The following is a 26,627-nucleotide window of genomic DNA, read 5'->3' as shown; positions in this document are numbered from 1 at the left end:
GGGAACAGAGGAGCCGATCATGAAGCGGGAGCGAACGGACGCGAGGGAAGGCTTGAGCCCCCAGGTCCTGGCGTTGCGCGAGGAACTGGCTGAAGGCTCGATGCGGACGCTCGATGCCTTCAGCCTCAGCGATATGACCCTGAACGTTTCGGAAGGCAGCGATTCGCTCTGGGCGATCCTGCGTCGGCCGGGTCGGGGCGGGCTGGCCATTCGGCTCGCCTTCTCGCCGGGCGGCTTTGACCAGGTGCGCAAGTTGCGCCGCCATGCGGGCGAAAGGCTGCGCATTTCGGCCCGAAGTGCCATCGGACGTCACCTCGTCGTGCTCAAGACCGATGGCCTCGACCTCCAGCGGCTGCGCTTCAGAACCGAGTTGACGCCGGTCTCTGCTCTCCTTCTGCCTTTTCTTCCGCGCGATCTCTATCCACTCGATGCTCATGACGATCCGGCAGGCGCTGTCGGCACCGTCGAAGCGGCCCAGCGCGCCCTCAACACGGGCCTCATCTATTTTCACCTCGACAAGCCGGAGCTGGGAAGCGTTCTCTATCTCCAGAACCTGACGGGGATGAACGATTTTTTCCGCGACACCCATACAAGGCCGGATGGCGTGGTCGGCGGCGAATGGCCGGAACTCGGCTACCTGCCGCCCACGCCGCCGCAAAGCGGAACGCCGCCTACGCATCCTTTACCGGCGGGCAAGCCTGTGACCATGTCGGAGGGTATCCTGGTACTGCGCGACAGCACGCCGCCTGATGAGCGCGATTCCGCCAGGCGCTTTATCCAGATGCTGGGCGCCGCCTATACGGCGCTGGAATTGCCTGCGGTCGAGTACCATGACTGGGTCGATCGGGCGGCGCGGACGATCAGGGATCTCTCGCGCTCTCCAAAGGCGACGATCCGCCATTACGGCCATCGCTATGCGCATCCCTATACGGCCAGCGAATATCCCGACATCATGGTTCAGATGGCGCTGATCGGGCCAATGCACGATTTCGCCCGCTGGAGCGGGACGCCGATCCCCTTGCAGGCGGAATTCGAGGCCGGGCTCGAGAAGTTCTACGATCCCGCACTCAAAGCGCTGCGCCGTTATCTGCCCAATGTCGGCAAGGAGAAGGATGGCGACGCGGTCGACAGCTGGTATCTTTATCATCCCCTGATGAACCTCGGGCGCCTGGCACTCGCGGGCAATGCCAAGGCCCGTGACCTCTTTGAACGCTCGGTCGGTTTCGGGATAAAAGCGGCGCGCCATTTCAAATACAAATGGCCGGTGCAGTACCGGATCACTGATTTTTCGGTGATTACAGCGGTGGCGCCCGCTGACGAACGCGGCCAGACCGATGTGGGCGGTTTGTATGCCTGGGTCATGCTCCAGGCCTATGAGCTGACCCGGGAGGAGCGCTTCCTGCATGAGGCGCAAGCGGCGCTGGATGCCGCGCAGGATCTCCGCTTCAATCTCAACTATCAGGCCAATCTCACGGCATGGGGTGCAGCGGCCTGTCTGCGTCTCTGGCGGATCACCAATATCGATCGTTACCGGCTGCAGAGCTATGTCTATCTCGCCAGCTTCTTCCACAACAGTGCCATCTGGGAGTCCGAGATCGGGCAGGCCGCACATTATCGCAATTTCCTGGGTGTCACCTGCTTGCAGGACGCCCCCTATATGGCCGTCTATGAGTGCTTCGACAGTTTCTGCGCCTTCGAGGACTATCTGCGTGACAGCGGGCCCGAGCTCGAGCCGGCCGCGCGGATGCTCATAAGCCAATATTGCCGCTACGCGCTCGACAGAGCATGGTATTACTATCCCGACACGCTGCCGCGGGAGGCTCTGGCTCAAGAAAGCCGCAACGGCGAGATTGATCGCGCCCTGTCGTTTCCGCTGGAAGATCTCTACATCGATGGCCAGCCTGCGGGCCAGGTCGGTCAGGAGATCTATGGCGCGGGCGCGGCGCTTGTCTTTGCCGCGCGCTCCTTCCACCCGGTGCCCGAAGCGCCATTCCATCTGTTTTGCGATCACTTCATCATGGCGAGCGAACGCACCGGTGAGCGGGCGATGAGCATCCTGCTCGATGGCGGTGAAACATGCTCCGCCCTGCTTTGCCTGGTCCGCGTCGGAACCGAGGATTTACCCGGTTTCCTCGTTCAGACAGCCGGTGGGGATCGACTGCGTCCGGTCAAGCGGACGGACGAGCGGGTCGATTTTCATGTCCCTGCCAACGGGCGACTCATCATCGGTTGGTGATGAAGAGGCGTGAACGCTAGCCTTTTTAGCCCCCATGGGCTGCGATCGCCTAGACCGTGGCGCATGCGCGCGCATTTTTTTGCCTTCGTGCTCGGCGACCGGACGAGCCGCTGATCTTGGACAGATCTTCTTCCGGAGCTAACAGAAGGTTCGTGCGTTTTGGACTGCGAACCAGTTACATTTGAGGGGGCTATGCTGAGGGTCGGGTCAACGCTTTTGGAGTCCATTTTCCCGGGCAACAGCGATATGAGCCGGCGAATGCGGGAGACGGACTGGTCCGCGACACCGCTTGGCTGCCCGACCAACTGGCCTGAAGGTCTGAAATCAGCGCTGCGTATGCTGCTGACCTCGCGTTTCGAAATGTGGTTGGGCTGGGGCCCTGACCTGCATTTTTTCTACAATGATGCGTATATCCCGACCCTTGGCATAAAGCACCCCACCATGCTGGGGGAGCCCTTCCGTGAGGTCTGGGCCGAGGTCTATGCCGAGGTTGAAGATCAGGTTGCCGCTGTGGCTCAAGGTCAATCCACATGGAACGATGCCTTGCTACTGCTGCTGGAACGCAGCGGCTTCCCCGAGGAGACCTATCACAGCTTTTCCTACAGCCCGCTTTTTGATGATCAGGGCAAGGTTGCCGGGCTGCTATGTATCGTGAATGAAGAAACCGAGAGGGTGGTCAGCGAGCGACACCTGGCCATGCTGCGCTCGCTCGGATCGGAGGTTGCAGGCAGCCTCGACCATCAGGCGGTGCGTCGGGCCGTTCAGAATGTCCTGAGTGCTTACCGCAAGGATTTCCCCTTCGCTTTGCTTCAATTCAATGACGGCGGCGACCACGGATATGTTGCTTGTCATGACGATAGCAGGCACCTTGAGGCGCTTGCCTGGCCGACGGAGGTTGACAGCGTCGATACATTCGCACTTCCGGTCGGCCCAACCTATCCAACCGGCGATTGGCAGAATTCTCCTGTAGAGGCGATTGTTGTTCCATTGCGCGGGGGGCTGGGAGAACACTTGCTTGGATCATTGATCCTGGCTCTCAATCCATTCCGTGGGCAGCCTTTCAGGACACAGGGTAAACTGGAGGATTTTGCGGTTCTGATTGCAGGCCAAATCAGCGGCGCATTGGTGAGTGTTGCGGCCCTGCAGCATGAACGTCAGCGAGCAGATCGCATTTGGTCGCACTCTCGCGACCTTATGGTGGTGATCGGAGCGGATGGGCTTTTCCGTTCGGTAAGTCCGGCATGGACCAGGATTTTAGGTCATGAGGCCCATGAGGTTGTTGGCCAGCACTTCGAGACATTTATGGAACCCGGCGATGTCCTCGCGAGCCAGGCTGCGTTGGAGGAGGCGGTGGGCGATAAGGATCTGGCCGGCTTTGAAAATCGGTTCCGTACTCTCGATGGTAAGGTGCGCTGGATTTCATGGCGTACAGCCCAGGAAGATGGGCTGGTCTACGGCTACGGGCGGGACATCACCGAGCAGAAGATCGCAGCAGCGGCCCTGGCCGAAGCCGAGGAGGCGCTTCGGCAAGCACAAAAGATGGAAGCGGTGGGACAGCTCACCGGCGGGATCGCTCACGACTTCAATAACTTGCTGACCGGGATCATCGGCTCGCTCGAGGTGATGGAGCGACGCGCGGCGCAGGGCCGTGACGTTGATATCCCTCGTTATGTGGATGTGGCCAAGGTTTGTGCCTTGCGCGCGGCGGGACTCATACAACGGCTGCTTGCTTTTTCGCGACGCCAATCGCTCGATACCAGAAGGGTGGACGTCGAGGAACTGATCGAAGGTATGGATGAGCTCTTACGCCGCTCGATCGGCGAGGCCATTGAATTTTCCTCCCATTCAGCCAGCGGGCTTTGGCCTGTCCGTTGTGACGTCAATCAGCTTGAAAGCGCAATTCTCAATCTGGCTATCAATGCCCGTGATGCCATGCCGAATGGGGGTAGCCTGACAATTGAGGCAACGAATGTGACTGTCACGCAGGATGATCGAATTCGAGACGTTAAATCCGGTGAATATGTCAGTCTACGCGTGACGGACACCGGCACGGGTATGACCAGCGACACGCAAGCAAAGGTATTCGAGCCTTTCTTTACAACCAAGCCGATCGGGCAGGGGACGGGATTGGGGCTCTCGATGATCTATGGCTTCGTTCGGCAGTCTGGTGGCCATATCGCCCTGGATAGCGCGCCGGGGCAAGGCACCAGTGTGACACTGGTTTTTCCGCGTGACATGCAGGCGGGAGAGGAAGATCAACCTTCGGACGATGGCGAGCTGCAAGCGACCATTTCTGCCCAAGGTACCGTTCTGGTGGTCGAGGATGAACCAGCCGTTCGGGGACTTGTCATCGAGGCGCTCGGAGACCTCGGATTTCAAACAATCGAGGCGATTGATGGCCCGGGCGGCCTTGAGGTGCTGCAATCAGGTGTCAGAATTGATTTGCTCGTCACCGACGTGGGTCTGCCCGGGCTTAACGGACGACACCTCGCCGATGCTGGTCGCCTTGCTCGGCCTGAGTTGAAAATCCTTTTCATGACAGGCTATGCGCATAAGGCTGCGGTCGGTAATGGCATGTTGGAAACAGGCATGGAATTGATCACAAAGCCTTTCACCATTGAGCATCTGTCCTCCAAGATCCGAACTATGTTGGAACATAAATAAACGGAACTCAGAAGACTGGCATGTTGCCGATGAAGTGACACAGTGAAGCGAACTTTAAATGAAGGCTGTCACTTCGAAGCGAATTGCCCCAGATCGCAATGATCACGGTGCCAGCGCAGCAAACCAGCCAGCATAAGGCGTATTTTTCGCAAGATGGCGGTTGTAATCTGGTGCGCCATCCGCCCACCACACGGTACCCCGCTCGCCCAAGGCCTGCTTGGTGGCGTGGACGCGCTGGTGAGCTTCGTTTTCACGAGGCTTGTCTCCGGCCAATCGGGCGTCCCGGATCGCGCGGCGCGCTTCCATAAGTTCATGGACGAGGCGGTCACGCAGGTCCTCGGAGAGGGCCGGATTGGCGGTGCGCCACAGCCTGCCGCGTACCACCAGATAGCGGCCATCAGGCGTGACGGGATGAGACGGTTTGCTCTCAGCCAGATAGACCTCCTGTTGCAGCTTGCAGGAACCTGTTGCGTCGGGCGCTACTCCCTTCCTGTCCGGAGGAAAGCCATGGCCGGCCGACCCGATCCACTGACACCGATCTGCCCGGTGTTGAACCGCTGTCCGACATCGATATTCCAGAAAACCGCGCCGCCCGAAATCACCTCGGATCAGTTCAGCGGCTGACCGAAGCTGGGCTTCGCACGGCATCCCTATCGCGCTGCAGCAAAAAGCCTTCTCAAGCATTGGAACGCTTAGCACCCTGCGGTAAGGGCGCGGGAGTTCGAGCATGACGAGCGCGCACGACGGCAAGCCCCTATCTCCAGATCAAACTCTGTCTGCCCAGACAGCCACCCCAGATGACCAGGATCTGGCGGCACGTGAACGCGACATCGCCCTCACCGATGAGGAGCGTGCTGTCGTCGTGGAGAAACAGGCTGCCAACACCCGGATCATCCACGAGGTTGTGCGCCGCCACGGCGATGAGGAGATGGAGCGACCGGCACTCTCGCTGCTCTTTTCGGGGCTAGCGGGCGGCATCGGCATCTGCGCCTCGATCCTGGCGCAGGCGCAGCTGGAGATGATGCTGCCCGATGAGCCATGGCGCCCGCTGGTGACCTGTTTTGGCTATACGGTGGGCTTTTTGATCGTGATTCTGGGCCATCTCCAGCTTTTCACCGAAAGCACGCTCTCGGCGGTGATTCCGGTCGCCACGCATCCGACTAGGTCCAATGTGTTGCGGCTGCTGCGCTTCTGGTTTCTGGTGCTGGGGGCCAATCTGGCGGGCACACTGCTGATCGCCGTCACCTTCGATCAGGAATGGATCATCACCGCGCGTCAGCATCAGGCAATGCTTGAGCTTTCGGGCCATCTTCTCGATCGCAATTTCGTCCAGACTTTGCGGATGGGCATTCCCGCCGGTTTCCTGATTGCGGCGGTGCCCTGGATGCTGCCCTCCTCAAAGGGGCAGGAGTTCTGGGTGATCGTGACGCTGACCTATCTCATTTCCCTGGGCGGCTTTGCCCATGTGGTGGCCGGATCGGGCGAGGCCTGGCTGCTGGCGCTGAGGGGCAAGACCACAGTGCTGCATGCGCTGGCAGGCATCATGCTGCCGACCTTCATCGGTAATGTGATCGGCGGCACGGGGCTGTTTGCGGTGTTGGCCCATGCGCAGGTCCGGCATGAGCTTTAGGCTCGCGACCATCGACCTTTGCATTTAATCCCGTCTTTTTTTCACCCCGCCTCAAGCGCCGAGCAGGCGGCGTCTCGCAGAACACCTTCATAGCACGTGTTTCCAGATAGTTGCATGCCCCCGCCTTCAGATGAGGTTGATCTGGGTTAATGCGATTGCGGCGCTGGACGACGAACAAAGCCAAGCCCTGCCCCTTTCTTCAGCAGACAAGTTTGCGAGAATGGGTGCATCATGGCTACGAGATTTCACCAGCGAGAGAGAGCTTCGCAATTCCTCAACGATGACTTTCAGCGCGGGCTCGCTGATTGGAACAGGCTGCGTTTGGCGCCGGGCCTAGCTGATGGTGATTGGCAGGAAGAACTTGAGCGGGATCATAAAATGGTTCGCCTTCAAGGCGGCTTCCTTGAAGAACTGCGCGACGAGACGAGAGCCGAAGCTGCTGACGTCCCGACGGAGGCTACCACATTCGTGGAATGGTTCGAGGCTCTCAAAGCAGATGGGCCGGGGCAAGGGGATCCGCTCTTTCCGTGGCTGGCTGAGGAAGCGTCTCGCGACGAGCTACGCTGGTTTTTCGAACAGGAAGCCGCCGGGGAAGCCGGGTTCGACGATCTGGTCGCCATGACGCAGGTCAAGCTGCCTGTCGGGCCCAAGCTGGAACTGGCCCGCAATTACTGGGATGAAATGGGTCGCGGAAACTTACGCGGAATGCATGGTCCTATGCTTGATGCTTTGGTGGACACGTTGGAGGTCCAGCCTTCGATCCAGACGACGGTTTGGGAAAGCCTTGCCTTGGCCAACGCCATGACAGCCATGGCATCGTCGCGGCGTTATGCCTGGCATTCTGTGGGAGCGCTTGGAGTGATCGAATTGACAGCTCCCGGTCGCTCCGCGCTCGTTGCACAGGGGCTGCGGCGGGTTGGCTTATCAGGGAAGGAGCGGCGTTACTTCGATCTTCATGCTGTCCTCGATGTCAAGCACAGCCAGGACTGGAACCGCGAGGCGTTGACACCGGCCATTCGAGAGAATCCCGCTCGCGCACGGGCCATTGCTGAAGGCGCGCTCATCCGATTGCGTTGCGGCGCCCGCTGCTTTGAGCGCTATCGACGGCATCTTTGGGATTGACCCTGGCACTCCAAACACGATTTGGCGGACGAGGCCCTACGATCCACTGACAGAGACTTTATCACTCTTCCACAAGGATTTGACCGATGGTTGATCAGAAGCGTGAAGGCCCATTGGGCGATGTTATCCCGACTCCCGACGCTCCGGATCTGGAAACACCGGGCAGTCAGAAGCCTGAAAAGACCGAGGACCGATCGAATGTTGGCCAGGTGACGCCAGAAGATTATCCCGAGGCAGACCGAGCCAAAATCGACCCGGATGATTGACACACTACCGCCGGTTCAATGTGCGACAGGTAATGACCGAAGAAATGGAAAAGTCGGCATACCCACACAGTTCCATATCGCCACCCCCGAGATGAGGGGCAGCGCACTGTTTCGTTCAAAGGCAACCGCTGCCTGAAGCCGAGCTGATCACCCCGCGCACATGCATATGGGGCTGACCTTGAAAATTGCCACCTACAATGTGAACGGCGTCAATGGGCGCTTGCCGGTTCTCCTCCGCTGGCTCGAATATGCCGAGCCGGACATCGTCTGCCTTCAGGAGCTCAAGGCTCCGCAGGACAAATTCCCGGAAGCCGCGCTGCTCGATGCTGGTTACCGGTCAATATGGCATGGTCAGAAAAGTTGGAACGGGGTCGCTATCCTCAGCCGCGTCGGCGAGATTCACGAAACACGGCGTGGTCTGCCCGGTGATCCGGACGACACACAAAGCCGCTACATCGAAGCGGCCGTCAACGGCGTGCTGATTGCCGGGCTTTACCTGCCCAACGGCAATCCGCGCCCCGGACCTAAATTCGATTTCAAGCTCGCCTGGTTTGCGCGGCTCGAACAGCACCTCGCAACGCTGATCTCCCTCGACGCGCCGGTCATCTGCATGGGCGATTTCAACGTCATGCCCACAGAACTCGACGTCTACGCGCCCGAGCGCTGGCGGGATGACGCCCTTTTTTCCCCCGAAGTGCGCCAAGCCTATGCCCGGCTCCTCGATCAAGGGTGGTGTGACGCATTGCGCGAGCGCCACCCTGATGAGGTTGTCTACACCTTCTGGAAATATCTGCGCCACGCCTTTGAACGCAACGCCGGTCTGCGGATCGACCATGTGCTGCTCAATCCGCTCGCTACCGCCATGCTGCGCGATGCTCAAGTGGATACAGGTGTTCGTGGCTGGGAGAAAACCAGCGATCATGCACCCGTGTGGATCGAGCTTAGCGACGCCTAGGCGCATTGAAAGAACGCTCGAACGCACTTGCCCCGAAATCCTTAGGTGGACTTCGCTGCTGCAGCTACAAGCCTCTGATCCAAGGAGAAACGTCGCCATGTCGCATCAGCTTGAAGGCGGCGGCAGAGCCTCGTTCTTCGAAGGTTGGAAATGCGAAGAGCGAAGAAGGGTGGCGGCGGAGGCGATTGATCTGTAAGCATGAGTTGCCCGGCTTGCGATGCTGCGCCTCAAGGAGCATCGGCCATGAACAGCAAAACATTCATGCTCGCGCCCTTTATTACCACCGGCGGCATCCGCTCGGAACGTGGTTTGCGGGCATCATTGTCGGATTGGTGCTAGGGGTTGGCCTTGCATGCCTGCGAATTGCTCTTAGCCCTTTAATGGGCGGGGAAACGCCCTTCGCCCTCGTCTTATGGCTCAGTTGCTGTCGCCACCATCCTTGCGGGTTGGCGGGCAGGTTTAGCTGCCTTGATCAGCGGCCATTGCCTCATCTGGTATGTCGTTTTTGCGCCGCGGTACTCATTCGCCCTTGCTTCGGCCAAAGAGGCGGTGGCTATAGTCGTCACCATGCTTAGTGAGCTTTTGGTGCTCTGGGTTATCGCCTATTACCAGAACGCAATCGAGAAAGCCGATGTAGCGCGCACAAAGCTCGACGCTGAGCGTCAGTTGGTGGTCCAAGAGTTGAACCATCGCGTGAAAAACACGCTAGCGGTCGCCGGAGGGATTGCCCGGCAGACGTTCCGGGAGGCACCGGCTCAAATCAAGGCTGATTTCCAGGGCCGCCTGGCCGCACTGTCGCACGCTCACGAGCTGATCGCGAAGCGGCAGGATGATCGGGTCAACATCGACGGCCTGCTTCAGACGTGCTTGGCCCCTTACTGTCCGCCCGGTCAAAGCAGGATAAGAATGGCTGGCCCCAGGCTGGCGTTGTCTCCCGCCCTCGCAGTAAACCTCGCTTTGGGCATCAATGAGCTGGCTACCAGTGCGACCAAATATGGCGCGTTGAGCGTTGATGGAGGGCTTGTTCGGATCACCTGGTCATTGACGAACGACTCGATGCTGAGCCTGACGTGGGTCGAACGGGGCGGCCCGACGGTAACGCCTCCAAGCCGCAAAGGCTTCGGAACCAAGCTGATTCAAACTGGCCTGCACGCGCAGCCCGATGGCAAGGTTGATATCTCCTTCGAGCCAGCAGGTGTCGTTTGCACCATAACAACCCCCTTGTGAGCGACGTCGGGCTGCCGGTTGGATCCCTGTTTTCTCGATAAGCGGCGCTTCGTAACCCATGATTTTCGCGCGCGACCAAGGAAAAGCGATCGTTTCACTCGATGATTTCCTCACGCGGATAACCGCTCACGAGCTATCCTTCCTTCTGCCGCGCCCCGGCAAAAGCGGGAAGTAGCAGCGGGAAAGAAGGGCGTTCGTCGCAGATCTGGCAACAGCGAAACGTCTGGTCGCAGGAGAATGAACCTGCACTGCCATCGCGCGTTGCATCTCCCAACAAGGAGATGGATCATGCCCGACACGCAGGCAATGCTGCACGAGGACCCGCTGCCCGGCCACGAAAGTGCGCTGGAACCCAAGCCGGAATGGCAGCCCCGCTATGCCGGATCTGAACGGCTCAAAGGCAAGGTGGCGATTATCACCGGCGCGGACAGTGGCATCGGGCGCGCGGTGGCGGCCCTTTATGCGCGTGAGGGGGCCGATGTGGCGATCGTCTATCTGCTGGAAGAGGACGATGCCAATGAGACGCAGCGCATCGTCGAGGTCGAGGGGCAGCGGGCGATCACGATCAAGGCGGACGTGGGTTCGCGAGAAATGTGCGAGCAAGTCGCCAAACGCGTTCTGGAGGTCTTTGGCCAGATCGACATTCTGGTCAACAATGCCGGTGAACAACATCCCGATGAGGACATCACCGACATCACCGAGGAGCAGCTTCACCGCACCTTTCAGACAAACATCTTCGGGATGTTCCATATGGTCCAGGCGGTGCGGCCCTATCTGAGCGAAGGAGCCGCGATCATCAACTGCACCTCGGTTACCATGTATCAGGGCAGCAAGGATTTGCTGGATTACAGCGCGACCAAGGGCGCGATCACGGCCTTCACACGATCGCTGAGCGAAAACCTCATTGGTGAGGGTATTCGTGTCAACGCCGTGGCGCCGGGGCCAATCTGGACTCCGCTAAACCCCTGCGGCGGCGCGGATAAGGAGAAGATCGCGTATTTTGGCGAGAAGACACCGATGAAGCGTCCCGGCCAGCCCAACGAGGTGGCACCCGCCTTCCTCTTCCTGGCGTGTGAGGATGCCAGCTACATGTCGGGGCAGGTGCTGCATCCCAATGGCGGTACGGTGGTGAACGGGTGAAGGATTTGCGCCATGAGCGAGCACAAATGGTCCCAGGACGTCACCGAACATTCCGATGCCCTCGATCTGGATGAAGGCGTGTTCAAAAAGGATGATCCCAAGGAAATCGCCCAATCCCTCAAACGTTCGGCCGAGCATAGCCATCGGCGCAAGGGCACACCCCTGCAATCGGCGATGGGCATGCTGACCTTCTACATCAACCGGGCCGGAGACAATCTGGACAAGAAACAGAGAGATATATTGGAACAGGCCAAGGAGGAACTGCGGGCCCTGTTTCACAAGGAATGAGCACGATGGACACAGGCTGGATCACCCAGATCATCGGTCCGGACGAGACTTCGCCCAGCACCCCGCAGCTTTGTATCCGGGCTTTCATTCTGTTCCTCTACGGACTGCTTTGCATGCGCATTGCTGGACGACGCAGTTTTTCCAGCCTCAGCCCCTTTGATATTTTTATCGCGATCGTAGTCGGCTCGAACATCAGTCGGGTCATGACAGGGAAAGTTCCGTTCGTCGCCTCGCTTACCGCCACGATGGTCGTGGTGGTCATGCATCGCCTGCTGGCCATGGCGACCATGCGGTCGAACTGGCTGTCGGGCTTTATCAAGGGTAAGGCGGATGTGTTGGCACGCGATGGGGTCATCAATCGGGAAGCTATGATACGCCATGAGGCCAGCGAAGAGGACCTTGCCGAGGCCCTGCGCATGCAACAGGTTGAACGTGTGGAGGACACTCGTCTCGTCACCTTCGAGCGCGGCGGCAAGATCAGCGTCCTTCCCAAATAAGGGTGGCGCTGTGAGGATCAACCATTGTCTCCCACGCTGTGTCCGTTGCCGTAAACCCCGAACTACTGCTCCGACATGCTGCTGAATTTGGGGGTGGTCATCCCGGCAAAGGCGATGTGGAACCCCCATCCATGCCGTCTGTTAGGTAGGCACATACCTTAATGGAGATACCGTCATCGCACAGGAAGCAAGGAACAATCAGGATTCCCCCCTGGCGCTCCCTCCTTCTTCCGATGGACCGTCTAGGCAGACCGAGCCAAAGCAAAGTACCTCTGTGATCCTGCAAGACAAAATCGAGGGCACCCGGCTTTCCGACGCCGATTTCCATAAGGAGCTAACTGCGGTCATTCCTCATTTGCGTGCCTTTGCCCGCATGCTTTGTGGAGACCGCGATCGAGCGGACGACCTTGCTCAGGAAGCTCTCATGAAAGCGTGGGCTGCACGAGACAGCTTTATCGCAGGCAGCAGATTCCGCGCCTGGATCTACACCATCCTTCGCCACCACTATTTTGGTCAAATCCGCCGTGACCGATTTGTGGGCGAATACAATGAAGTCGAAGCCGAACGGATCCTGACGATGCAGGGTTCGCAGGAAGGCCGGCTGGAGGCGGCCGACGTGCTTCGCGCGTTGGCTATCCTGCCGGATGCCCAGCGCGAAGTGCTTGTCCTCATATGCATCGGCGGCATGAGCTATGAGGAAATCGCGGAAATCTGCGGCACGCCGCTCGGTACTGTGAAAAGCCGCATGGCCCGCGCTCGAGCTGCTCTGTCCGGCGCCATCGAAGGCGGCATCTTGCCCGAGACGCGCGGTAATTTCGATCTAAGGGATGATGTGCATGATGCGCTCATCGACGAATTGCGCAAGGTAGCGCCAGCACGTATGGCGAGGCAACCTCTCGCCTGAACGATATCCCAATCGAGCGACAACACCGATCTGTTTGGGAGTCCCCGCCTTTTCCGATCCGCATCGATTCCGGCTATCACGGTATCGTTGCTGCGAACTCCTGACCGACATCCATAAACCGGGTGCAGGATCACGCCAGTAGAATGCTGGCGTCTCCCTCATAGGGTGAGAGGATATAGCGTTGGATACAATGGCGCGCGCTTGGAATGCCGCCACCGTCTTATCATGGATTTGTCCCTTCTCGGTTCGTCCCTGGCGGGCCCCGCACCGACGATGCCGGAGGAACCCGCAAGCCATTCCTGTATGCATCCGGTGAAAGCCGCGCTTGATCGCGTTTTGCGGTCACCTGCCTAAGGCATGCAGAAGTTCAGCGTTTGTAGGCTTCCGGATGATCTGTGAGCCATTTGGCGACGAGCGGCATTTTCCGATCTTTTGCCTGCTGTGCCAACGTTTTGTTCCCATCAATGTCGTATTTCCCGACCGGGCTGGCGCGAGCTTCCAGAAGCTCCAACACGATCGCATCGGTCCAGCTTCCGAACACCATGCTGCGGCCATCGTTGTCTTTGACCGTGGCATCGGCGCCGTGTTGAAGAAGGAAACGCAGCAGCGCCAAATTCTCTACCCCATAGATGGGTGTACGTCCCAAGCTATCACGTGCGTTCGGGTTTGCTCCTCGAGCGATCAACCTTTCGGCGACTTTGACCAGCAGGTCCTCCTTTTCTTCACAAGCATATGAAGAACCCAGCTCGGCGAGTGCAGTTTTGCCCTGAGCCGCTCCCGGATAGGACGGTTCTTCCTTCGAAGGCTTGTCAACGCCGATGCCGGCCTCTCCCGCTGCATCGACCAGGGCCGGAGAGCAGCCGCCTGCGTTTTTGGAGAAAACTTCTGCTGCCTTGTCCTTGCCCAGCTTATCAAGCCAGCCAGACGCAACGAGCCGTTTGAACACATTGGCCTGCCCGCGCCTGATCGCGCTTTCAAGCATGAAGATACCAGCGGTTTGCGGTTCGGCGATGGTACTCATCGGGGAACTGCCTCGAATACCGACAATGCGGTCCAGCGGCGCCCCTCGATCAATAAGCCCGATGACGGTTTCCTCCGCTCCATCCCCCCACGCTGCGGCATTGACCAGTTCGACTGCTTGATCCGAATGAAAATCAAACCCGGTTTGTTCAAGCCAGGGGATGAGGGCCGGACTCCCGTTAACCCAGCGATCCGTGCCTGCTGCCTGATCAACGGCATTTTCAAGCTCGGTGACTGCCTTGGGCATGCCCGCTTCCCGCCCTACATAGTCGACAACGGTTTTCCTCTGGTGACCGATGTCGAATGTGAGGACATAGGTAGGACTGTCTGTCACTGGCGCTCTATAGGTGGATTTGAGCTGCCAATAATGAGCGGATTTGAATTTCTCGATCAATTCAACCACTGACGAGGGATCAATCCGCGCTTCGTGTGTGCCGGGCAGGAGGACGCCATCCGATTGGGCAAATCGTCGATGCAGGGCATCCACCGGGTCAACCGGCGCAGTCCCAGTGGTAAATACGACGCGGCCGTCTCCATGGATTGTTACCCGATAGACGGGGCACGTTCCATAACAGGCAGATCGTTCCAAGGTAATCGCCGTTTGGGCAGGATCAATGTTGGCAGGTTGGGCGCTGCATGAGAGGGGTAGAAGCGCAATGATCGCAAAAACAATGTGTGCGACCCCACTGCGCGAAACTTTCATACCTTGCCCCATGCTATCACCATCTCCCTGTTCGGGAATTTATGGCGGCAGATTGCAATCGGGCCAAGCCTTTCAAGCGTCGGGAACAGGCAATTCGCAATGGTCTTGCCGTGGGTGACGAAATCGCCAATTCCAGGGCAGCAGATCGCCCAGACTGCTGACCGGATAATCCGCGATCCGGGCTAACACGTCGGCTAGCCAGGCTTGCGGGTCGATGTCGTTAAGCCGGGCGGACTGGATCAGCGTGTAGAACACAGCAGCCCGCTGCCCACCACGATCTGACCCGCAAAACAGCCATGCCTTCCTGCCCAAGGGCACGCAGCGCAATGCCCGTTCCGCTGCATTGTTGGTCAGGCAAATTCGTCCGTCATCAAGGAAGCAGGTGAAGGCATCCCAGCGGCGCAGCATGTAGTTGATCGCCTTGGCCAGATCGTGGTTGCGCGACAGCTTGGCCATCTGGGCGGTCAGCCAGACATGCAGTCCGTCCACCAGCGGCGCGCTCAGCTCCTGCCGAGTGGCGAGCCGTTCGCTCGCCCCCTTGCCATTGATAGCGCGCTCGACGTCAAACAGCGCGTCGATCCGCTGCACCGCCTCCAGCGCGATGGGATAGATGTGGCTGGCGCGCTCGCCACGGCTGCGCCGGCGGACGGTTGCCTCGACATCGGCCAGTTCGAAGAACTTGCGCCGGGCATGGGCAAAGCAGCCTGCCTCCAGGATCGGGCCCGGTTCACGCCCGATGGCATAAAGCTCGGAATAGCCGCCATAGGCATCTGCCTGCAGGATACCTGACCATGACTTCAAATGGGCGCGCGGGTGTTCGCCACGCCGGTCGCGAGAGTAGTAGAACAGGGCTGCGGGCGGATCGGCGCCGCCAAAGGGGAGGTCATCGCGGACATAGGTCCACAAGCGCGCCGTATCGGTCTTGCCTTTGGCCATGACCGGCACGGTGGTGTCGTCGCCATGGAGGCGCTGCGCAGCCAGGACATGGGCCTCGATCAGCCGATAGAGCGGCATCAGGGCGAAGGCTGCCGCGCCAACCTGATCGGCCAGCGTGGATGTGGCAAGCGGCACGCCTTCGCGGGCAAAGCGCTCGGCCTGCCGGTTGAGGGGCTGGTGCTGGCCATATTTCTCGAACAGCAGCATGGCCAGAAAGCTGGGACCGGCCCAACCACGCGGCACGACATGGAAGGGCGTCGGCGGCTGTGTGATGGTCTCGCAATCCCGGCAGGAGAATTTCTCGCGGACGGTCTGGATGACCTTCCATGCCCGGGGGATCACCTCCAGCGTCTCGGTCACATCCTCGCCCAACTTCGAGAGGCGGTTGCCGCCACAGGCCGGGCACGAGCATGGCGCGGGAATGACAACCCGCTCACGCGGCAGGTGTTTGGGGAACGGCTTGCGGGATGGCTTCTTGCGCTCGAAAGGCGGGACACTGGTGGTCTTTGCCACTGCCGCCTCGGCAGCCAGGTCATCCTCGCGGGCGTCGCCCTCGAGATCCTCGAGTTGCAATTCCATCTGGTCGAGCAAGCGGCGGCTGCGCTCGGCGGTGGCGCCATATTGCTCGCGGCGCAGCTTTGCGATCTGGAGCTTGAGGTGAGCGATCATCGCCTCGGTGGCGCTGGCTTGGGCCTGAGCATTGGCCAATTGCGCTTCGGCTTGATCGGCGCGCTGAAGGGTGGCCGCCAGCAGCGCCTTGAGCGCTTCCAGATCGTCCGGAAAGGGCGAAACGGCGGTATCCATGGAGAGATGGAATCATAGAAACGCACCAAGGTGAAGCAGGAAAGAGTCGCGTCGCCAAAGAAATAGGGCCTATCCGGCGCTCTCCGGTCGCCAGGAATGCTGCGGGTTCCGCCAGTCGATGCCCTCCAGCAGGCAAGCCAACTGCGAACTGGTCAGCGATACCATGCCATCCTTGGCGGAGGGCCAGATGAAGCGGCCCTTCTCCAGCCTTTTGGCGTACAGCGACATGCCGATGCCATCATGCCAGATGATCTTGAGCAGCGATCCAGCCCGGCCGCGAAAGACGAAAAGGTCGCCGCCATGGGGGTTGCGCCCCAGCCCCTGCTGGACCTGTAACGCCAGACCCTGCATGCCTCTGCGCATATCGGTATGGCCCATGGCGATCCATACCCGCGCGCCCGGTGGGATCACCGCAGAGCCTTCAGCGTGGCTGCCGCCAGCGTTGGCGATGCCGCAGCAAAGATGCTGACGCGCCCAGCTCCTGGCAGATCCACAACAATAACCGGGCCCGGCGACTTGGGCGTCGGCGTATTGTCAGTGGGTAAGATCAGAGCCTGTGCAAATTCCGCCATCTCGACCGGCTGCCGGAGCTTGCGGCGCCATGTGTAGATCCGCGCCGTCGAAATATCGTGTTCACGGGCCACGTCTGCGACGCATGCGCCGGGAGCGAAAGCCTCGGTCAAGATCCGCAGCCGCTCCTCGTCATTCCACCGTCGGCGCCGCTCAGGCCCGTTCATCACCGTGATTTGCCGCATTCACCGTAAGCGGTGTTTTCAGCCCACGGCGGTCCATGGCATGAGTTCGTGAACCCGGTTTGCATGATGGCCATTCGCCAGTTTGGTGAGGGTTTCGCTCAGCCAGCGGTGCGGATCGATCCCGCTGAGTTTACAGTTCTCGATAAGCGTGGCGATCACCGCCCAGTTGTCACCGCCCTCGTCGGAACCCGCGAACAGTGCATTCTTTCGGTTGAGGGCCAGCGGCCTGATGCTGCGCTCGACGGTGTTGCTGTCCAGGTCGATACGGCCGTCGTCGAGGAAGCGGATGAGGCCATCCCATCGCGTGAGTGCATAGCGGATTGCCTCGCCAAGCTTGGCTTTGGCGCTGACTTGTCGGTTCCGGGCTTCAAGATAGTGGCGCAAATCCTCCACGATGGCGCGGGAACGCTCGCTGCGGGCGGCTTGCCGCTGCTGTGCAGGCGCACCGCGCACATCGCCCTCAATGGCGTAGAGCAAGGCGATGCGGCGTAGCACTTCGGTCGCGACCGGCGATGAGTCGGCCAGGTCATAGAACTTGCGCCGCACATGCGCCCAGCAGAAGGCCAGGCGCAGCTGTCGCCGGCGCTTGGCGAGCGCGGCGTAACCGCCATAGCCATCGACCTGCAAAATGCCGGCAAAGTCACCAAGATGAAGTTCCGGGCGCTCGGCCTTGCGGTCAGGGGCATAGACGTAGGCTACCAACGGTGGGGCTGTGCCGCCCCATGGCCGGTCATCGCTGGCATAAGCCCAGAGCTGACCCGTCTTCGTTCGCCCGCGCCCCGGATCAAGCACGGGGGCCGTGGTCTCGTCGGCAAAGAGCCGCTCGGATCGTCGGAGCCGTTCCAGCATATGGTCACGCAGCGGGCGAAGATACCAGGCTGCCCGCCCGACCCAGTCGGCCAGCGTGGATCGATCGAGCTGAATGCCTTGCCGGGCGTAAATCTGCGCCTGGCGGTACAGCGGGAGGTGGTCGGCATACTTGGCGACCAGCACCTGCGCGATCAGCGCTTCAGTGGGCAATCCGCCTTCAACGATCCGGGCGGGAACCGGAGCTTGCCGGACAGTGCTCTCACATGACCGGCAGCCATAGCGCGGTCGGCGGGTGACCAGCACGCGGAAGGTGGTCGGCACGACATCGAGGCGTTCCGCCACATCTTCGCCAATCTGATGAAGCTGGCCGCCACAGCAAGGGCAGGCTTTGTCCTCGACATCGACAACCTGTTCGATCCGCTCGAGATGGGCGGGGAGCGAGCCGCGATTAACCCTGCGCGGTTGATCCGCCGGAGTACGGCTTGCCCTGTCCCGGGCATGCTCGGCCTCGGCAAGAGCGGTTTCGACTTCCTCCAGAGCCAACTCGAACTGGTCGGGTTCAAGCTGTTCGGAGCGGCGGCCAAAACGATGGCGTTGCAAGGCGGCAATGATCGCCTTCAGGCGTTCAACCTCGGCCTGAAATCCCTTCAGCGCGTCGAGTTCGCGGGCCTGTGCGAGGATAAGCGCCCGCAGCGCTTCGACATCGTCAGGAAGATCCGCCTCGATGAGCATGGAGGCAGTGAATCAGCCAGAAGCATCGCCGTCAACCGGCGATTTGTGGAGCGATAGGGCGGCGCCCACCGTGCACCCGACGCCAGTCCAGACCTTCCAGCAACGCGCCCAATTGCGCGGAGGTCAGGCGTATCACGCCATCCTGAATGCCGGGCCACTTGAAGCCGCCTGTCTCCAGTCTCTTGGCCATCAGGCAAAGACCTGTGCCGTCCCACCAGACCAGCTTGATCCGGTCAGCACGCTTTGCTCGGAATACATAAATCACCCCGGAATAGGGATCGCCACCATATTCGGCGCCGATCAGCGCCGCCAGGGCATCGGGTCCTTTGCGGAAGTCCACCGGGCGGGTCGAGACCATGACACGCGCCCCCGGCGCAATCCCGATCATTGGCCTGCCTGTAGAGCTTTGATCACCGCGACAGCCAGATCGGTGCGGGCGTTTCGCCCAATCCGAACCACCGTACCCCCGATCTCCACCTCCACGGTCCCATCATTGGGCACCGGGGCCGAGGCCGGGCCGACGACAGGCACAAACATGGGGTCGTGGCGAGGAGGCATCTGGCTGGCTTCGACCGCATAGCGCAACTCGCGCCGCCATGTGTACAGCAGCGCGGTGCTGACATCACGTTCCCGTGCAAAAGCCGCGATATTGTCGCAATGTTCCATATCGGCGACCAATGCCAACTTCTGCTCAAGCGTCCACAGCCGTCGTCGCCCGGCCATCGTGCTCAACACCTCCACGCGCCGAGGTGGCTTCAGACCCACTCCAATGCGGGTGTCCAATGCGCTCGTAAGCTTGTCGTCTTCCATCACGGACAGCATCTGCCCCAATCAGCAGAGCCTGCAAGGTGGCGCCAGAACACCGCTTACCATTCACCGCTCCTGAGAGTGCTCTCGAGAGCGCCCTTGAGAGCGTTTGCCTACCGGCAGGGCAAGGCGCGACCCGCCGGACGGATACCCATTCCTGCACTCCCCTGCTCGACGTTACGGTATGCGAGGCACGGCTATGCAGGAACCCGAACTGGACATCCCGGCCGTGCGTCGTGCGCGCGTGACGTGGAAAGCTTTGCTGGAACGCGAAGGACTGCTCCAGCTCCCCGCTGCTCACGATGCCTTGACTGCAAGGCTGATCGAGCGGGCAGGCTTTCCCGCCTATCAAGTCGGCGGATTTGCCCTTGTCGGCGCGCGTTACGGAAGGCCAGATATCGATCTCGAGCATTTCGGAGAGAAGAACCGCGCGGTCCAGGATGTTATCGATGGCTGCGCCTTGCCGGTGCTGGTCGATGGCGACGATGGCTACGGAGATGCCAAGAACGTCACAAGGACAGTGCGAGGATATGAGGCCCTGGGTGCCTCGGCGATTTTTCTCGAGGACCAGACCGCGCCCAAGCGCTGCGGGCATATGGCAGGCAAATCGGTGGTTCCGCGCGAGGATATGGTCGCGAAAATCCGCGCAGCCCTTTCCGCGCGTCAGAACGGTGACACATTCATCCTGGCGCGCACCGACGCGCTCGCCCCCGAAGGGGTCGAGAGCGCCATCGCCCGTGCCAAGGCCTATCTCGATGCGGGCGCCGATGGGGTCTATGTCGAAGGGCCGACAAGCATCGAGGAGCTCGAGCGTGTCGGCAAAGCGCTACGAGGCGCTCCCCTGGCGACCAGCGTGCTGGAGCGCGGCGGGGTGACGCCATGGCTCTCGCCCGACGAGTTTCGGGCGATGGGGTATTCGATGATTCTTTACCCCACGAGCGTGCTGTTTCGCCTTGCCTTTGCAACGGAGCAGGCGCTGGCGGACCTGCGGACCGCCAAGCCCCTCGACCCTTCCGCGAGCATTGACATGAAGGCCTTCGAGGGCCTCGTCGAGCTCGAGCAATGGGCGCGCATCGAGAGCGCATTCCCGGTCGGCAAGGACCGATAGCTTCCCTTCAGCACAGCCCCGTCCGGCGTGACGGGCGTGGGATTTTCCCGTTCCTGCAAGGAGTTCAAGGCAATGGCGCAGATGACAAGCGACTTCTTAGTGGAACGGCTCAAATCTTGGGGTGTGACGCGCATCTACGGCTATTCGGGCGATGGCATCAACGGCGTGCTGGGGGCGCTGCAGAGGGCCGAAAAAAATGGCGAGGGCATCGAGTTCATTCAGGTGCGCCATGAGGAGATGGCTGCTTTCATGGCGACCGCCCACGCCAAATTCACGGGCGAGCTTGGCGTGTGCCTCTCGACGGGTGGCCCCGGAGCCACTCATTTGCTGACGGGGCTCTACGATGCCAAGCTCGATCACGTGCCGGTGCTGGCGATTGCCGGCCAGGCTGAAACAACGGTTCGCGGCGCCAGTTATCAGCAGGAGCTCAATCTCGATCGACTCTTTGCGGACGTCGCTTCCTATGTTCAGGAGGTGTCGGCGCCGGCCCAGGCGCGGCATGTCACCGATCGAGCTATCCGGGTGGCGATAGCGCAGCGCGATGTCTCGGCGATCATCCTGCCCAAGGATGTCCAGGACCAGCCCTATGAAACCCCGGCCCAGAAACATGGATATATAAGATCGGGAACCGGTTATGCCGCCCCCTTGGTCGTTCCCCATGCCGCGGATCTTGAACGGGCCGCCCAGATACTCAACGCCGGCAGCAAGGTCGCCATTCTGATCGGCGCGGGCGCGCGCGGCGCGGCTCCGCAGGTTGTCGAGGTGGCTCAACGCCTCGGGGCCGGGGTGGCCAAGGCGTTGCTCGGCAAGGATGTGCTCCCTGACGATCTGTCTTTCGTTACCGGCGCCATCGGTTTGCTTGGCACCAAGCCTTCCTCGGATTTAATGAGGGAGTGCGACACGCTGCTGCTCATCGGCACCGGTTTTCCCTGGGCTGAATTCCTGCCCAAGGACGGTCAGGCGCGCGCCGTCCAGATCGACCTCAGCCCGGCCATGCTTTCTCTGCGCTACCCGGTCGAGGTCAATCTGCACGGCGATGCCGCCGAGACGCTCAGCGCCCTCCTGCCGCTTCTTCGCCATAAGGAAGATCGCACATGGCAGGATGAAATCGCAAAGGGCATCCAAGCCTGGTGGCAGACGCTCGAAGAGCGTGCCATGGCCAGGGCCGAGCCGGTCAATCCCCAGCGCGTGGTATGGGAAATGTCGCCGCGCCTGCCCAGCGATGCCATCGTTACCTCCGATTCCGGCTCCTGCGCGAACTGGTATGCGCGCGATTACCGGGTCAAGGCGGGGCAGCGCGCTTCTCTATCGGGAGGCCTGGCATCGATGGGCGCGGCTGTGCCCTATGCCATCGCCGCCAAATTTGCGCATCCCGCACGGCCTGTCGTGGCGTTGGTCGGGGATGGGGCGATGCAGATGAACAATCTGGCCGAGCTCATCACCGTGCAGAAATACTGGCAGCGCTGGAGCGATCCGCGCCTTGTCGTGTGCGTCTTCAACAATTGCGATCTCAATGAGGTCACCTGGGAGCAGCGAGTGATGGAAGGCAATCCGCGGTTCCCCACCACGCAGGACATTCCCGACGTTCCCTATGCGCGCTTTGCCGAGATGATCGGCCTCGGCGGCATCTATGTCGACGATCCCGAGCAACTTGGGGGCGCATGGGAGAGGGCGCTCGCCGCCGATCGCCCGACGGTGATCGAGGTCAAAACCGATCCTTCGGTTGCGCCGTTCCCGCCCCATCTGACCCTCGCCCAGGCCAAGGGCTTCATGAGTGCGATGGCGAAGGGCGACGAGAGCGTGGGGACTGTGATCGCAGACACGGCTCGTCAGATTTTCAAGGACATCACCGGCTAGGCAACCCCTCAGGGAGATAAGACAATGAGCAAATCACACGCAGCCGGCGCTATCGCCTGCGGGCTGATCGCCGGTCTGGCCATCACAGCGATGCTGATTGCCGGCGAGCGCAGGGCCCGCGCGCCTTCGGAACTGACCCAGCTCGAACGGGCGAGCGCGGAAAAGCTCAAACTGGATACTCCGCCACCCGGTTCCCTGCCTTCAGCCGGGGAGCAGGCTTTCGTACAGGCCGGCCATCTCGCGCTCTCGGCGCTGGCGGGTGCGGCCTACGCCGCCACCGTTGAGGAGGACGCACCGGTTCTTGCCAGCGGTATAGGCTTTGGCCTTGCTTTCTATGGCCTGGCCCATTGGATCGCAGGTCCTCTCCTCGGGGTAAAGAAGCCCGAATGGACCTCCGCGCGCAAGGTCATCGCCATGCATACGATCAATCACATCGGTCTGGGGCTGTTGACCGCCCTGGGCGCCAAGGCATCACGCAATCGACAGGAGCAAGCGCAATGAAGGCTGTTATCTTTCACGCCATCGGCGACATCCGCATCGAGGAGGTGGCCGAGCCCACCATCGAGGCGCCCACCGACGCCATTGTCCGCCTGACAGCCAGCGCCATCTGCGGCACCGATCTTCATTTTGTGCGCGGCACCTTCAGCGGCGTCGACAAGGGCCAGATCCTGGGACATGAGGGCGTCGGCGTGGTCGAGACCGTCGGTGAGGGCGTCAGCAACATTAAGGTGGGGCAGCGCGTCATCATTCCCTCGACGATCGGTTGCGGCCACTGCCAATATTGCGAGAAGGGCTTCTTTGCCCAGTGCGACAATGCCAATCCCGGCGGCAAGCTGGCCGGAACCGCCTTCTTTGGCGGGCCTGTGGCGGCAGGCGGATACAAGGGTCTTCAGGCCGAAAAAGCCCGCGTGCCCTGGGCGGATACCAATCTTGTTCCGGTGCCGGACGACATCAGCGACGATCAGGCCATCCTCATGAGCGATATTCTCCCCACCGCCTGGTTCGGCGCGGATCTCGCCCAGATCGAGGAGGGGGATCATGTGGTCGTCTTCGGTTGCGGTCCGGTGGGACAGCTGGCGATTGCCTCGGCGATGGTGATGGGCGGCAAGGTGATCGCGGTCGATCGGCTCCCAGACCGCCTGGATCTTGCGCGGAGACAAGGCGCGCAGGTGATCAACTTCGATGAGGTCGATCCGGTCGAGGCAATCCGCAAGCTTACCGATGGCGATGGCGCTCGCCGGATCATCGATGCGGTCGGCATCGATGCCCAGCATGCGCATGATGGGCCGGCAGCGCCCGGCTTGCTCGACAAGCTGGCGACTGCCGTCGAGCAGAGGTTTGTCGAGCCGGCCGCGCGCGCAATCGGCAGTCATTTTGTTGCCGGTAACAGCCCGAACCAGGTCCTCGAATGGGTGGTGGAGGCCATAGCCAAGGGCGGAACGCTGGCGATCATCGGTGTCTACCCGCCGACCGATACCCATTTCCCGATCGGCGCGGCGATGAACAAGAACATCACCATGCGCATGGGGAACTGCAATCACCGTCGCTATTATGACGTGCTGATCGATCATGTCCGGTCCGGGACGCTGGACCCGACACGTATCCTGTCCCAGACCGAACCCATGACGGGTGCCATCGAGGCCTATAAGGCATTCGACGAGAGGCAGCCGGGATGGATGAAGGTTGAACTGGAGCCATCGGCTTAGCTTCATGCGGTGCCGGGCCGTTTTCGCCGCCTTTGCATGTGTCAAAGCAGAGGGTAGCCACCCCGGTGCGAAGCAACTACGGCTCACATCGATGCCGTGGCCACCGATTCATGGCGTTGTCTTGCGTATCCGGGCCTTTTGCGACCCGGCCCGGATACGTAATTCGCAGGAAATCCAGCGGCGCATCCCCGCGGCGCGGTTCGCGGAGAAGCTTGCCCTCACTCTGCAGATGAGCTGAGAGTCCCGCTTTCGCCGGGGGAGATCGACCGGGCAAGTGCGCTTGGCAGGGATCGCATCGACAATGTAGGATCGGCGCTGGCGTCAAACCCAGACCGGTGATTAGCGGCAGGGTCGCCGGGCCAGTCCCTACGATCAGACGCTATCCGGCCTTTGAAAGAAGGCAGGTATCATGTGCGGGTCCTGCGATTCTGCACCGTCGGATTGCATCGCCTGGCGATCGGAAAAATTTGTTTCATCCGCGAGCATGCCGGTGAATTCGAAGCATAGGGCATCGAGGCGATGTTTGAGATCGTTGTTCGAGACATCCCCGATCATGGTCATTGCACCCTGCGACCATTGTCCCATGCCGCCAAGTGCCGGATGGTTGAACCGGGCCTGAAGGCCCCCGCCCTTTGAAAGGGACTCAAGAAGGATGAAGGCCGCCTCGGGATCGATGCCTTGGCGCGCCGCGGCGCTATCGAGGTTCGCCCTGCCTTTTTCGCTCAAGTCACGCATCGTCTCGCTCCTCTGCTGTTGCCCGCAGGGTTGTCTTCAGAGGGAAGCAATGATTGGCCGGGCGGTTCCGTGAAACGGGCGACGTGACAAAGCAGCAATTTGCCGCGGATCTAACGTCAGGCTTGGCTTGGGGGCCAATAGGGATCGGAAGAGGAATTCCTTTCTTTCAGAGCCCAGCGCATGCTGGACAAACTGAGACCCAAGGTCGCCAGTTGTCTTGTCACTTGAGTAGAGGGCAAGGTGTGAGGTGGGAGAGGCTGATCTGTTCGAAGAGGTCCGGGTCCGTCACTTTTCTGGAAGAATATTGACGCTCAATGGATGGAAGCCTTTTCATCGGCCGCAGAAGCTATCATAGGCTTCTTGCGCGATGTCGCAGGCCACCTGCGCCAAAACATCGTAGTCCGGTTCGCCGCCTTGCTCCCGAACCTCTTCAATGCCAGCCCTGATGGCGGTCAGATAGGCCTGTCGGGCTATGAAGAGTCCCGCCTCATCCGCGCCGATGACATGCATAGGCGGAAACGGTCCGCCAGGTTCACCTTCGGGATGCTGGCTCATTCTGTGTTCCCCCCATAAACATCTAGTTTTCGTGACCGGGTCTCCAGCGAATGGACAGTGCATTCAGACGATACGTGCGGATTGAGCGATCACGTACAAAAGAAGGGCGTCGAAAGAGCAAACGGTGATGAGAGGTTTCCGCTTTGCTGTCCCCCTTCGAGATTGCCTCAACGATCTTCAGCCAGCGCACTCAGGCGCTGGAAATCTGGGCTGGCGGGGCGTTGGTCGATCGCAGCAGTTATCCCACTTCTCTGACACCGGAGGCCAGCAGACCCCCGGGACAGGCAGACCCGTGCCGGAGATCAAAGCGCTGGCAGCACCTGCTCGGCAAAACCCCAACCGCGCAATGAGGGGTAGGAGGCGCGTTCGATCAGACAGCCGGCATCGGCGATCGAAAAAGGATGGGCATTGTCCATGCCTTCCAGTTCATCCCATGTGATTGGCAGGGCGACGGGAGCGCCCTGCCGCGCGCGGGCGGAATAGGGCAGCACCGCGGTACTGCCGCGCTGGTTGCGCAGCCAGTCGATGAAGATGCGCCCCTTGCGCTTTGCCTTGCTCATGGTGGCGGTGAAACGGTCAGGCTCTGCCAGCACCATGGCCTCGGCAAAGCGTCTGGCAAAATCCTTGTGGATGTCCCAGTCGTGGCCCGGCGTAAGCGGCACAACCACATGCACGCCTTTGCCCCCCGAAAGCATGGCAAAGCTGACAAGGCCGATGTCGGAGAGATGGTGAGCGATGTCCTGCGCGGCGCGGCGGACATGGGCAAAGTCAAGCCCTTCATCGGGATCGAGATCGAAGATCATGCGGTCGGGGCGTTCGACCTCTTGCGCGCGGCTGCCCCAGCCATGGAATTCGATGGTGCCCATCTGGACGCAGGCAAGGATACCGGCGGCATCTGTCAGATAGAGATAATCCTCGGTGCCCCCGTCCTTTTCGGTGATGGGCACATGGCTGATCTCCGGGCCGAAGGAGCCGCTGTCGTGCTTCTGGAAAAAGCAGGCCTTGGCGCGGCCCTGGGGGCAGCGGACCAGGCTCATCGGACGGTTGGCGGCAAAGGGCAGCATCAAGGGGGCCATCGCTGTATAGTAATCGGCCAGATCGCCCTTGGTCTGACCGCTCTCGGGGAAGAGAACGCGGCTGGCATGGGTGATGTTGATCGCAGGGGTTTCA

Annotated in this window: 26 protein-coding genes and 1 pseudogene; 16 read left to right on the top strand and 11 right to left on the bottom strand. The window is 60.7% G+C overall.

All coding sequences use genetic code 11. The features are described 5' to 3' along the window. The first annotated feature begins 19 nt into the window (after positions 1-19). From SR3_RS19910 to SR3_RS32835, 3 genes and pseudogenes are all read left to right on the top strand, one after another. Complete coding sequence (locus tag SR3_RS19910) at positions 20-2,236, top strand: hypothetical protein (protein ID WP_068090046.1); 2,217 nt, start codon at positions 20-22, stop codon at positions 2,234-2,236. Positions 2,237-2,428: 192 nt separating this feature from the next. Continuing rightward, a pseudogene (locus tag SR3_RS32840) lies at positions 2,429-3,727 on the top strand (PAS domain-containing protein); the annotation flags it as partial. Between the two features lie 99 nt (positions 3,728-3,826). Beyond that, entirely contained in the window at positions 3,827-4,900 is a 1,074-nt protein-coding gene (locus tag SR3_RS32835) for an ATP-binding protein (RefSeq protein ID WP_407668184.1), read from the top strand. A gap of 102 nt (positions 4,901-5,002) precedes the next feature. Here the strand turns inward: SR3_RS32835 and SR3_RS32755 are convergent, their stop codons facing one another. Next, the gene (locus SR3_RS32755) at positions 5,003-5,584 is read right to left on the bottom strand and encodes a hypothetical protein (protein ID WP_307562931.1); all 582 of its coding nucleotides are present in this window, start codon (positions 5,582-5,584) and stop codon (positions 5,003-5,005) included. Between the two features lie 43 nt (positions 5,585-5,627). On the opposite strand from SR3_RS32755, the gene SR3_RS19895 reads away from it, so the two are divergent. From SR3_RS19895 to SR3_RS19855, 9 genes are all read left to right on the top strand, one after another. Beyond that, positions 5,628-6,530, top strand: a complete 903-nt coding sequence (locus SR3_RS19895) for a formate/nitrite transporter family protein (RefSeq protein WP_084455742.1) — start codon at positions 5,628-5,630, stop codon at positions 6,528-6,530. A gap of 231 nt (positions 6,531-6,761) precedes the next feature. Further along, a complete protein-coding gene (locus SR3_RS19890; protein WP_068090043.1) occupies positions 6,762-7,652 on the top strand; it encodes an iron-containing redox enzyme family protein in 891 nt (296 codons plus the stop codon). 86 nt (positions 7,653-7,738) lie between these two features. Next, positions 7,739-7,918, top strand: coding sequence for a hypothetical protein (locus tag SR3_RS19885; RefSeq protein WP_068090042.1), 180 nt, complete (start codon positions 7,739-7,741; stop codon positions 7,916-7,918). 178 nt (positions 7,919-8,096) lie between these two features. Beyond that, on the top strand, positions 8,097-8,873 hold the full coding sequence (xth, locus tag SR3_RS19880) for an exodeoxyribonuclease III (protein ID WP_068090073.1): 777 nt from the start codon (positions 8,097-8,099) through the stop codon (positions 8,871-8,873). Positions 8,874-9,341: 468 nt separating this feature from the next. Then, positions 9,342-10,100, top strand: a complete 759-nt coding sequence (locus SR3_RS19875; protein WP_068090041.1) for a sensor histidine kinase — start codon at positions 9,342-9,344, stop codon at positions 10,098-10,100. Between the two features lie 288 nt (positions 10,101-10,388). Then, a complete protein-coding gene (locus tag SR3_RS19870) occupies positions 10,389-11,240 on the top strand; it encodes an SDR family oxidoreductase (RefSeq protein WP_068090040.1) in 852 nt (283 codons plus the stop codon). A gap of 12 nt (positions 11,241-11,252) precedes the next feature. Beyond that, on the top strand, positions 11,253-11,528 hold the full coding sequence (locus tag SR3_RS19865) for a DUF3175 domain-containing protein (RefSeq protein WP_068090039.1): 276 nt from the start codon (positions 11,253-11,255) through the stop codon (positions 11,526-11,528). Positions 11,529-11,533: 5 nt separating this feature from the next. Then, positions 11,534-12,025: a DUF421 domain-containing protein gene (locus tag SR3_RS19860; RefSeq protein WP_169805670.1), complete on the top strand. Its 492-nt coding sequence runs from the start codon at positions 11,534-11,536 to the stop codon at positions 12,023-12,025. 274 nt (positions 12,026-12,299) lie between these two features. Then, positions 12,300-12,929 (top strand): sigma-70 family RNA polymerase sigma factor, encoded by a 630-nt coding sequence (locus tag SR3_RS19855; protein ID WP_068090037.1) that lies wholly within the window; start codon positions 12,300-12,302, stop codon positions 12,927-12,929. Between the two features lie 367 nt (positions 12,930-13,296). On the opposite strand, the gene SR3_RS31470 is transcribed toward SR3_RS19855, so the two are convergent. The 7 genes from SR3_RS31470 to SR3_RS19820 all read right to left on the bottom strand — a co-directional run bounded on the left by SR3_RS31470 (position 13,297) and on the right by SR3_RS19820 (position 19,499). Then, positions 13,297-14,652 carry a DUF6438 domain-containing protein gene (locus tag SR3_RS31470; RefSeq protein WP_157098990.1) on the bottom strand — a complete coding sequence of 452 codons (1,356 nt, stop codon included), beginning with the start codon at positions 14,650-14,652 and terminating at the stop codon, positions 13,297-13,299. A 72-nt stretch (positions 14,653-14,724) separates the two neighbouring features. Next, a complete protein-coding gene (gene tnpC / locus SR3_RS19845; RefSeq protein ID WP_068090035.1) occupies positions 14,725-16,392 on the bottom strand; it encodes an IS66 family transposase in 1,668 nt (555 codons plus the stop codon). Between the two features lie 69 nt (positions 16,393-16,461). Next, a complete protein-coding gene (gene tnpB, locus SR3_RS19840; RefSeq protein WP_245654009.1) occupies positions 16,462-16,803 on the bottom strand; it encodes an IS66 family insertion sequence element accessory protein TnpB in 342 nt (113 codons plus the stop codon). After that, a complete protein-coding gene (locus SR3_RS19835) occupies positions 16,800-17,075 on the bottom strand; it encodes a transposase (RefSeq protein WP_245654008.1) in 276 nt (91 codons plus the stop codon). The genes tnpB (SR3_RS19840) and SR3_RS19835 overlap by 4 nt, the downstream gene beginning before the upstream one ends. A 90-nt stretch (positions 17,076-17,165) precedes the next feature. Further along, a complete protein-coding gene (gene tnpC, locus SR3_RS19830) occupies positions 17,166-18,689 on the bottom strand; it encodes an IS66 family transposase (RefSeq protein ID WP_068090032.1) in 1,524 nt (507 codons plus the stop codon). 31 nt (positions 18,690-18,720) lie between these two features. Beyond that, entirely contained in the window at positions 18,721-19,047 is a 327-nt protein-coding gene (gene tnpB / locus SR3_RS19825) for an IS66 family insertion sequence element accessory protein TnpB (RefSeq protein WP_168353142.1), read from the bottom strand. 26 nt (positions 19,048-19,073) lie between these two features. Next, on the bottom strand, positions 19,074-19,499 hold the full coding sequence (locus tag SR3_RS19820; protein ID WP_068090072.1) for a transposase: 426 nt from the start codon (positions 19,497-19,499) through the stop codon (positions 19,074-19,076). Positions 19,500-19,695: 196 nt separating this feature from the next. Between SR3_RS19820 and SR3_RS19815 the strand changes: the two genes are divergently transcribed. The 4 genes from SR3_RS19815 (at position 19,696) to SR3_RS19800 (ending at position 24,167) form a co-directional block, all read left to right on the top strand. Then, positions 19,696-20,604: an isocitrate lyase/PEP mutase family protein gene (locus tag SR3_RS19815; RefSeq protein WP_068090030.1), complete on the top strand. Its 909-nt coding sequence runs from the start codon at positions 19,696-19,698 to the stop codon at positions 20,602-20,604. A 72-nt stretch (positions 20,605-20,676) separates the two neighbouring features. Then, positions 20,677-22,461 (top strand): thiamine pyrophosphate-requiring protein, encoded by a 1,785-nt coding sequence (locus SR3_RS19810; RefSeq protein ID WP_068090029.1) that lies wholly within the window; start codon positions 20,677-20,679, stop codon positions 22,459-22,461. Between the two features lie 24 nt (positions 22,462-22,485). Then, complete coding sequence (locus SR3_RS19805; protein ID WP_068090028.1) at positions 22,486-22,962, top strand: hypothetical protein; 477 nt, start codon at positions 22,486-22,488, stop codon at positions 22,960-22,962. Then, on the top strand, positions 22,848-24,167 hold the full coding sequence (locus tag SR3_RS19800) for a zinc-dependent alcohol dehydrogenase (RefSeq protein WP_218018856.1): 1,320 nt from the start codon (positions 22,848-22,850) through the stop codon (positions 24,165-24,167). The genes SR3_RS19805 and SR3_RS19800 overlap by 115 nt, the downstream gene beginning before the upstream one ends. 372 nt (positions 24,168-24,539) lie before the next feature. Here SR3_RS19800 and SR3_RS19790 read toward each other — a convergent pair whose 3' ends face one another. The 3 genes from SR3_RS19790 to ligD all read right to left on the bottom strand — a co-directional run. Beyond that, positions 24,540-24,902 carry a hypothetical protein gene (locus SR3_RS19790; protein WP_068090025.1) on the bottom strand — a complete coding sequence of 121 codons (363 nt, stop codon included), beginning with the start codon at positions 24,900-24,902 and terminating at the stop codon, positions 24,540-24,542. Positions 24,903-25,232: 330 nt separating this feature from the next. Beyond that, positions 25,233-25,457 carry a hypothetical protein gene (locus tag SR3_RS31465; protein ID WP_157098988.1) on the bottom strand — a complete coding sequence of 75 codons (225 nt, stop codon included), beginning with the start codon at positions 25,455-25,457 and terminating at the stop codon, positions 25,233-25,235. A 302-nt stretch (positions 25,458-25,759) separates the two neighbouring features. Further along, on the bottom strand, positions 25,760-26,627 hold an 868-nt coding region (ligD, locus tag SR3_RS19780), incomplete at its 5' end, for a non-homologous end-joining DNA ligase (RefSeq protein WP_218018855.1).

The organism is Novosphingobium rosa NBRC 15208 (genome assembly GCF_001598555.1).
Classification (GTDB): Bacteria; Pseudomonadota; Alphaproteobacteria; order Sphingomonadales; family Sphingomonadaceae; genus Novosphingobium; species Novosphingobium rosa.
Note: the sequence above shows the minus strand (reverse complement) of the source record. Positions and strands in the feature narration are given on the sequence as shown.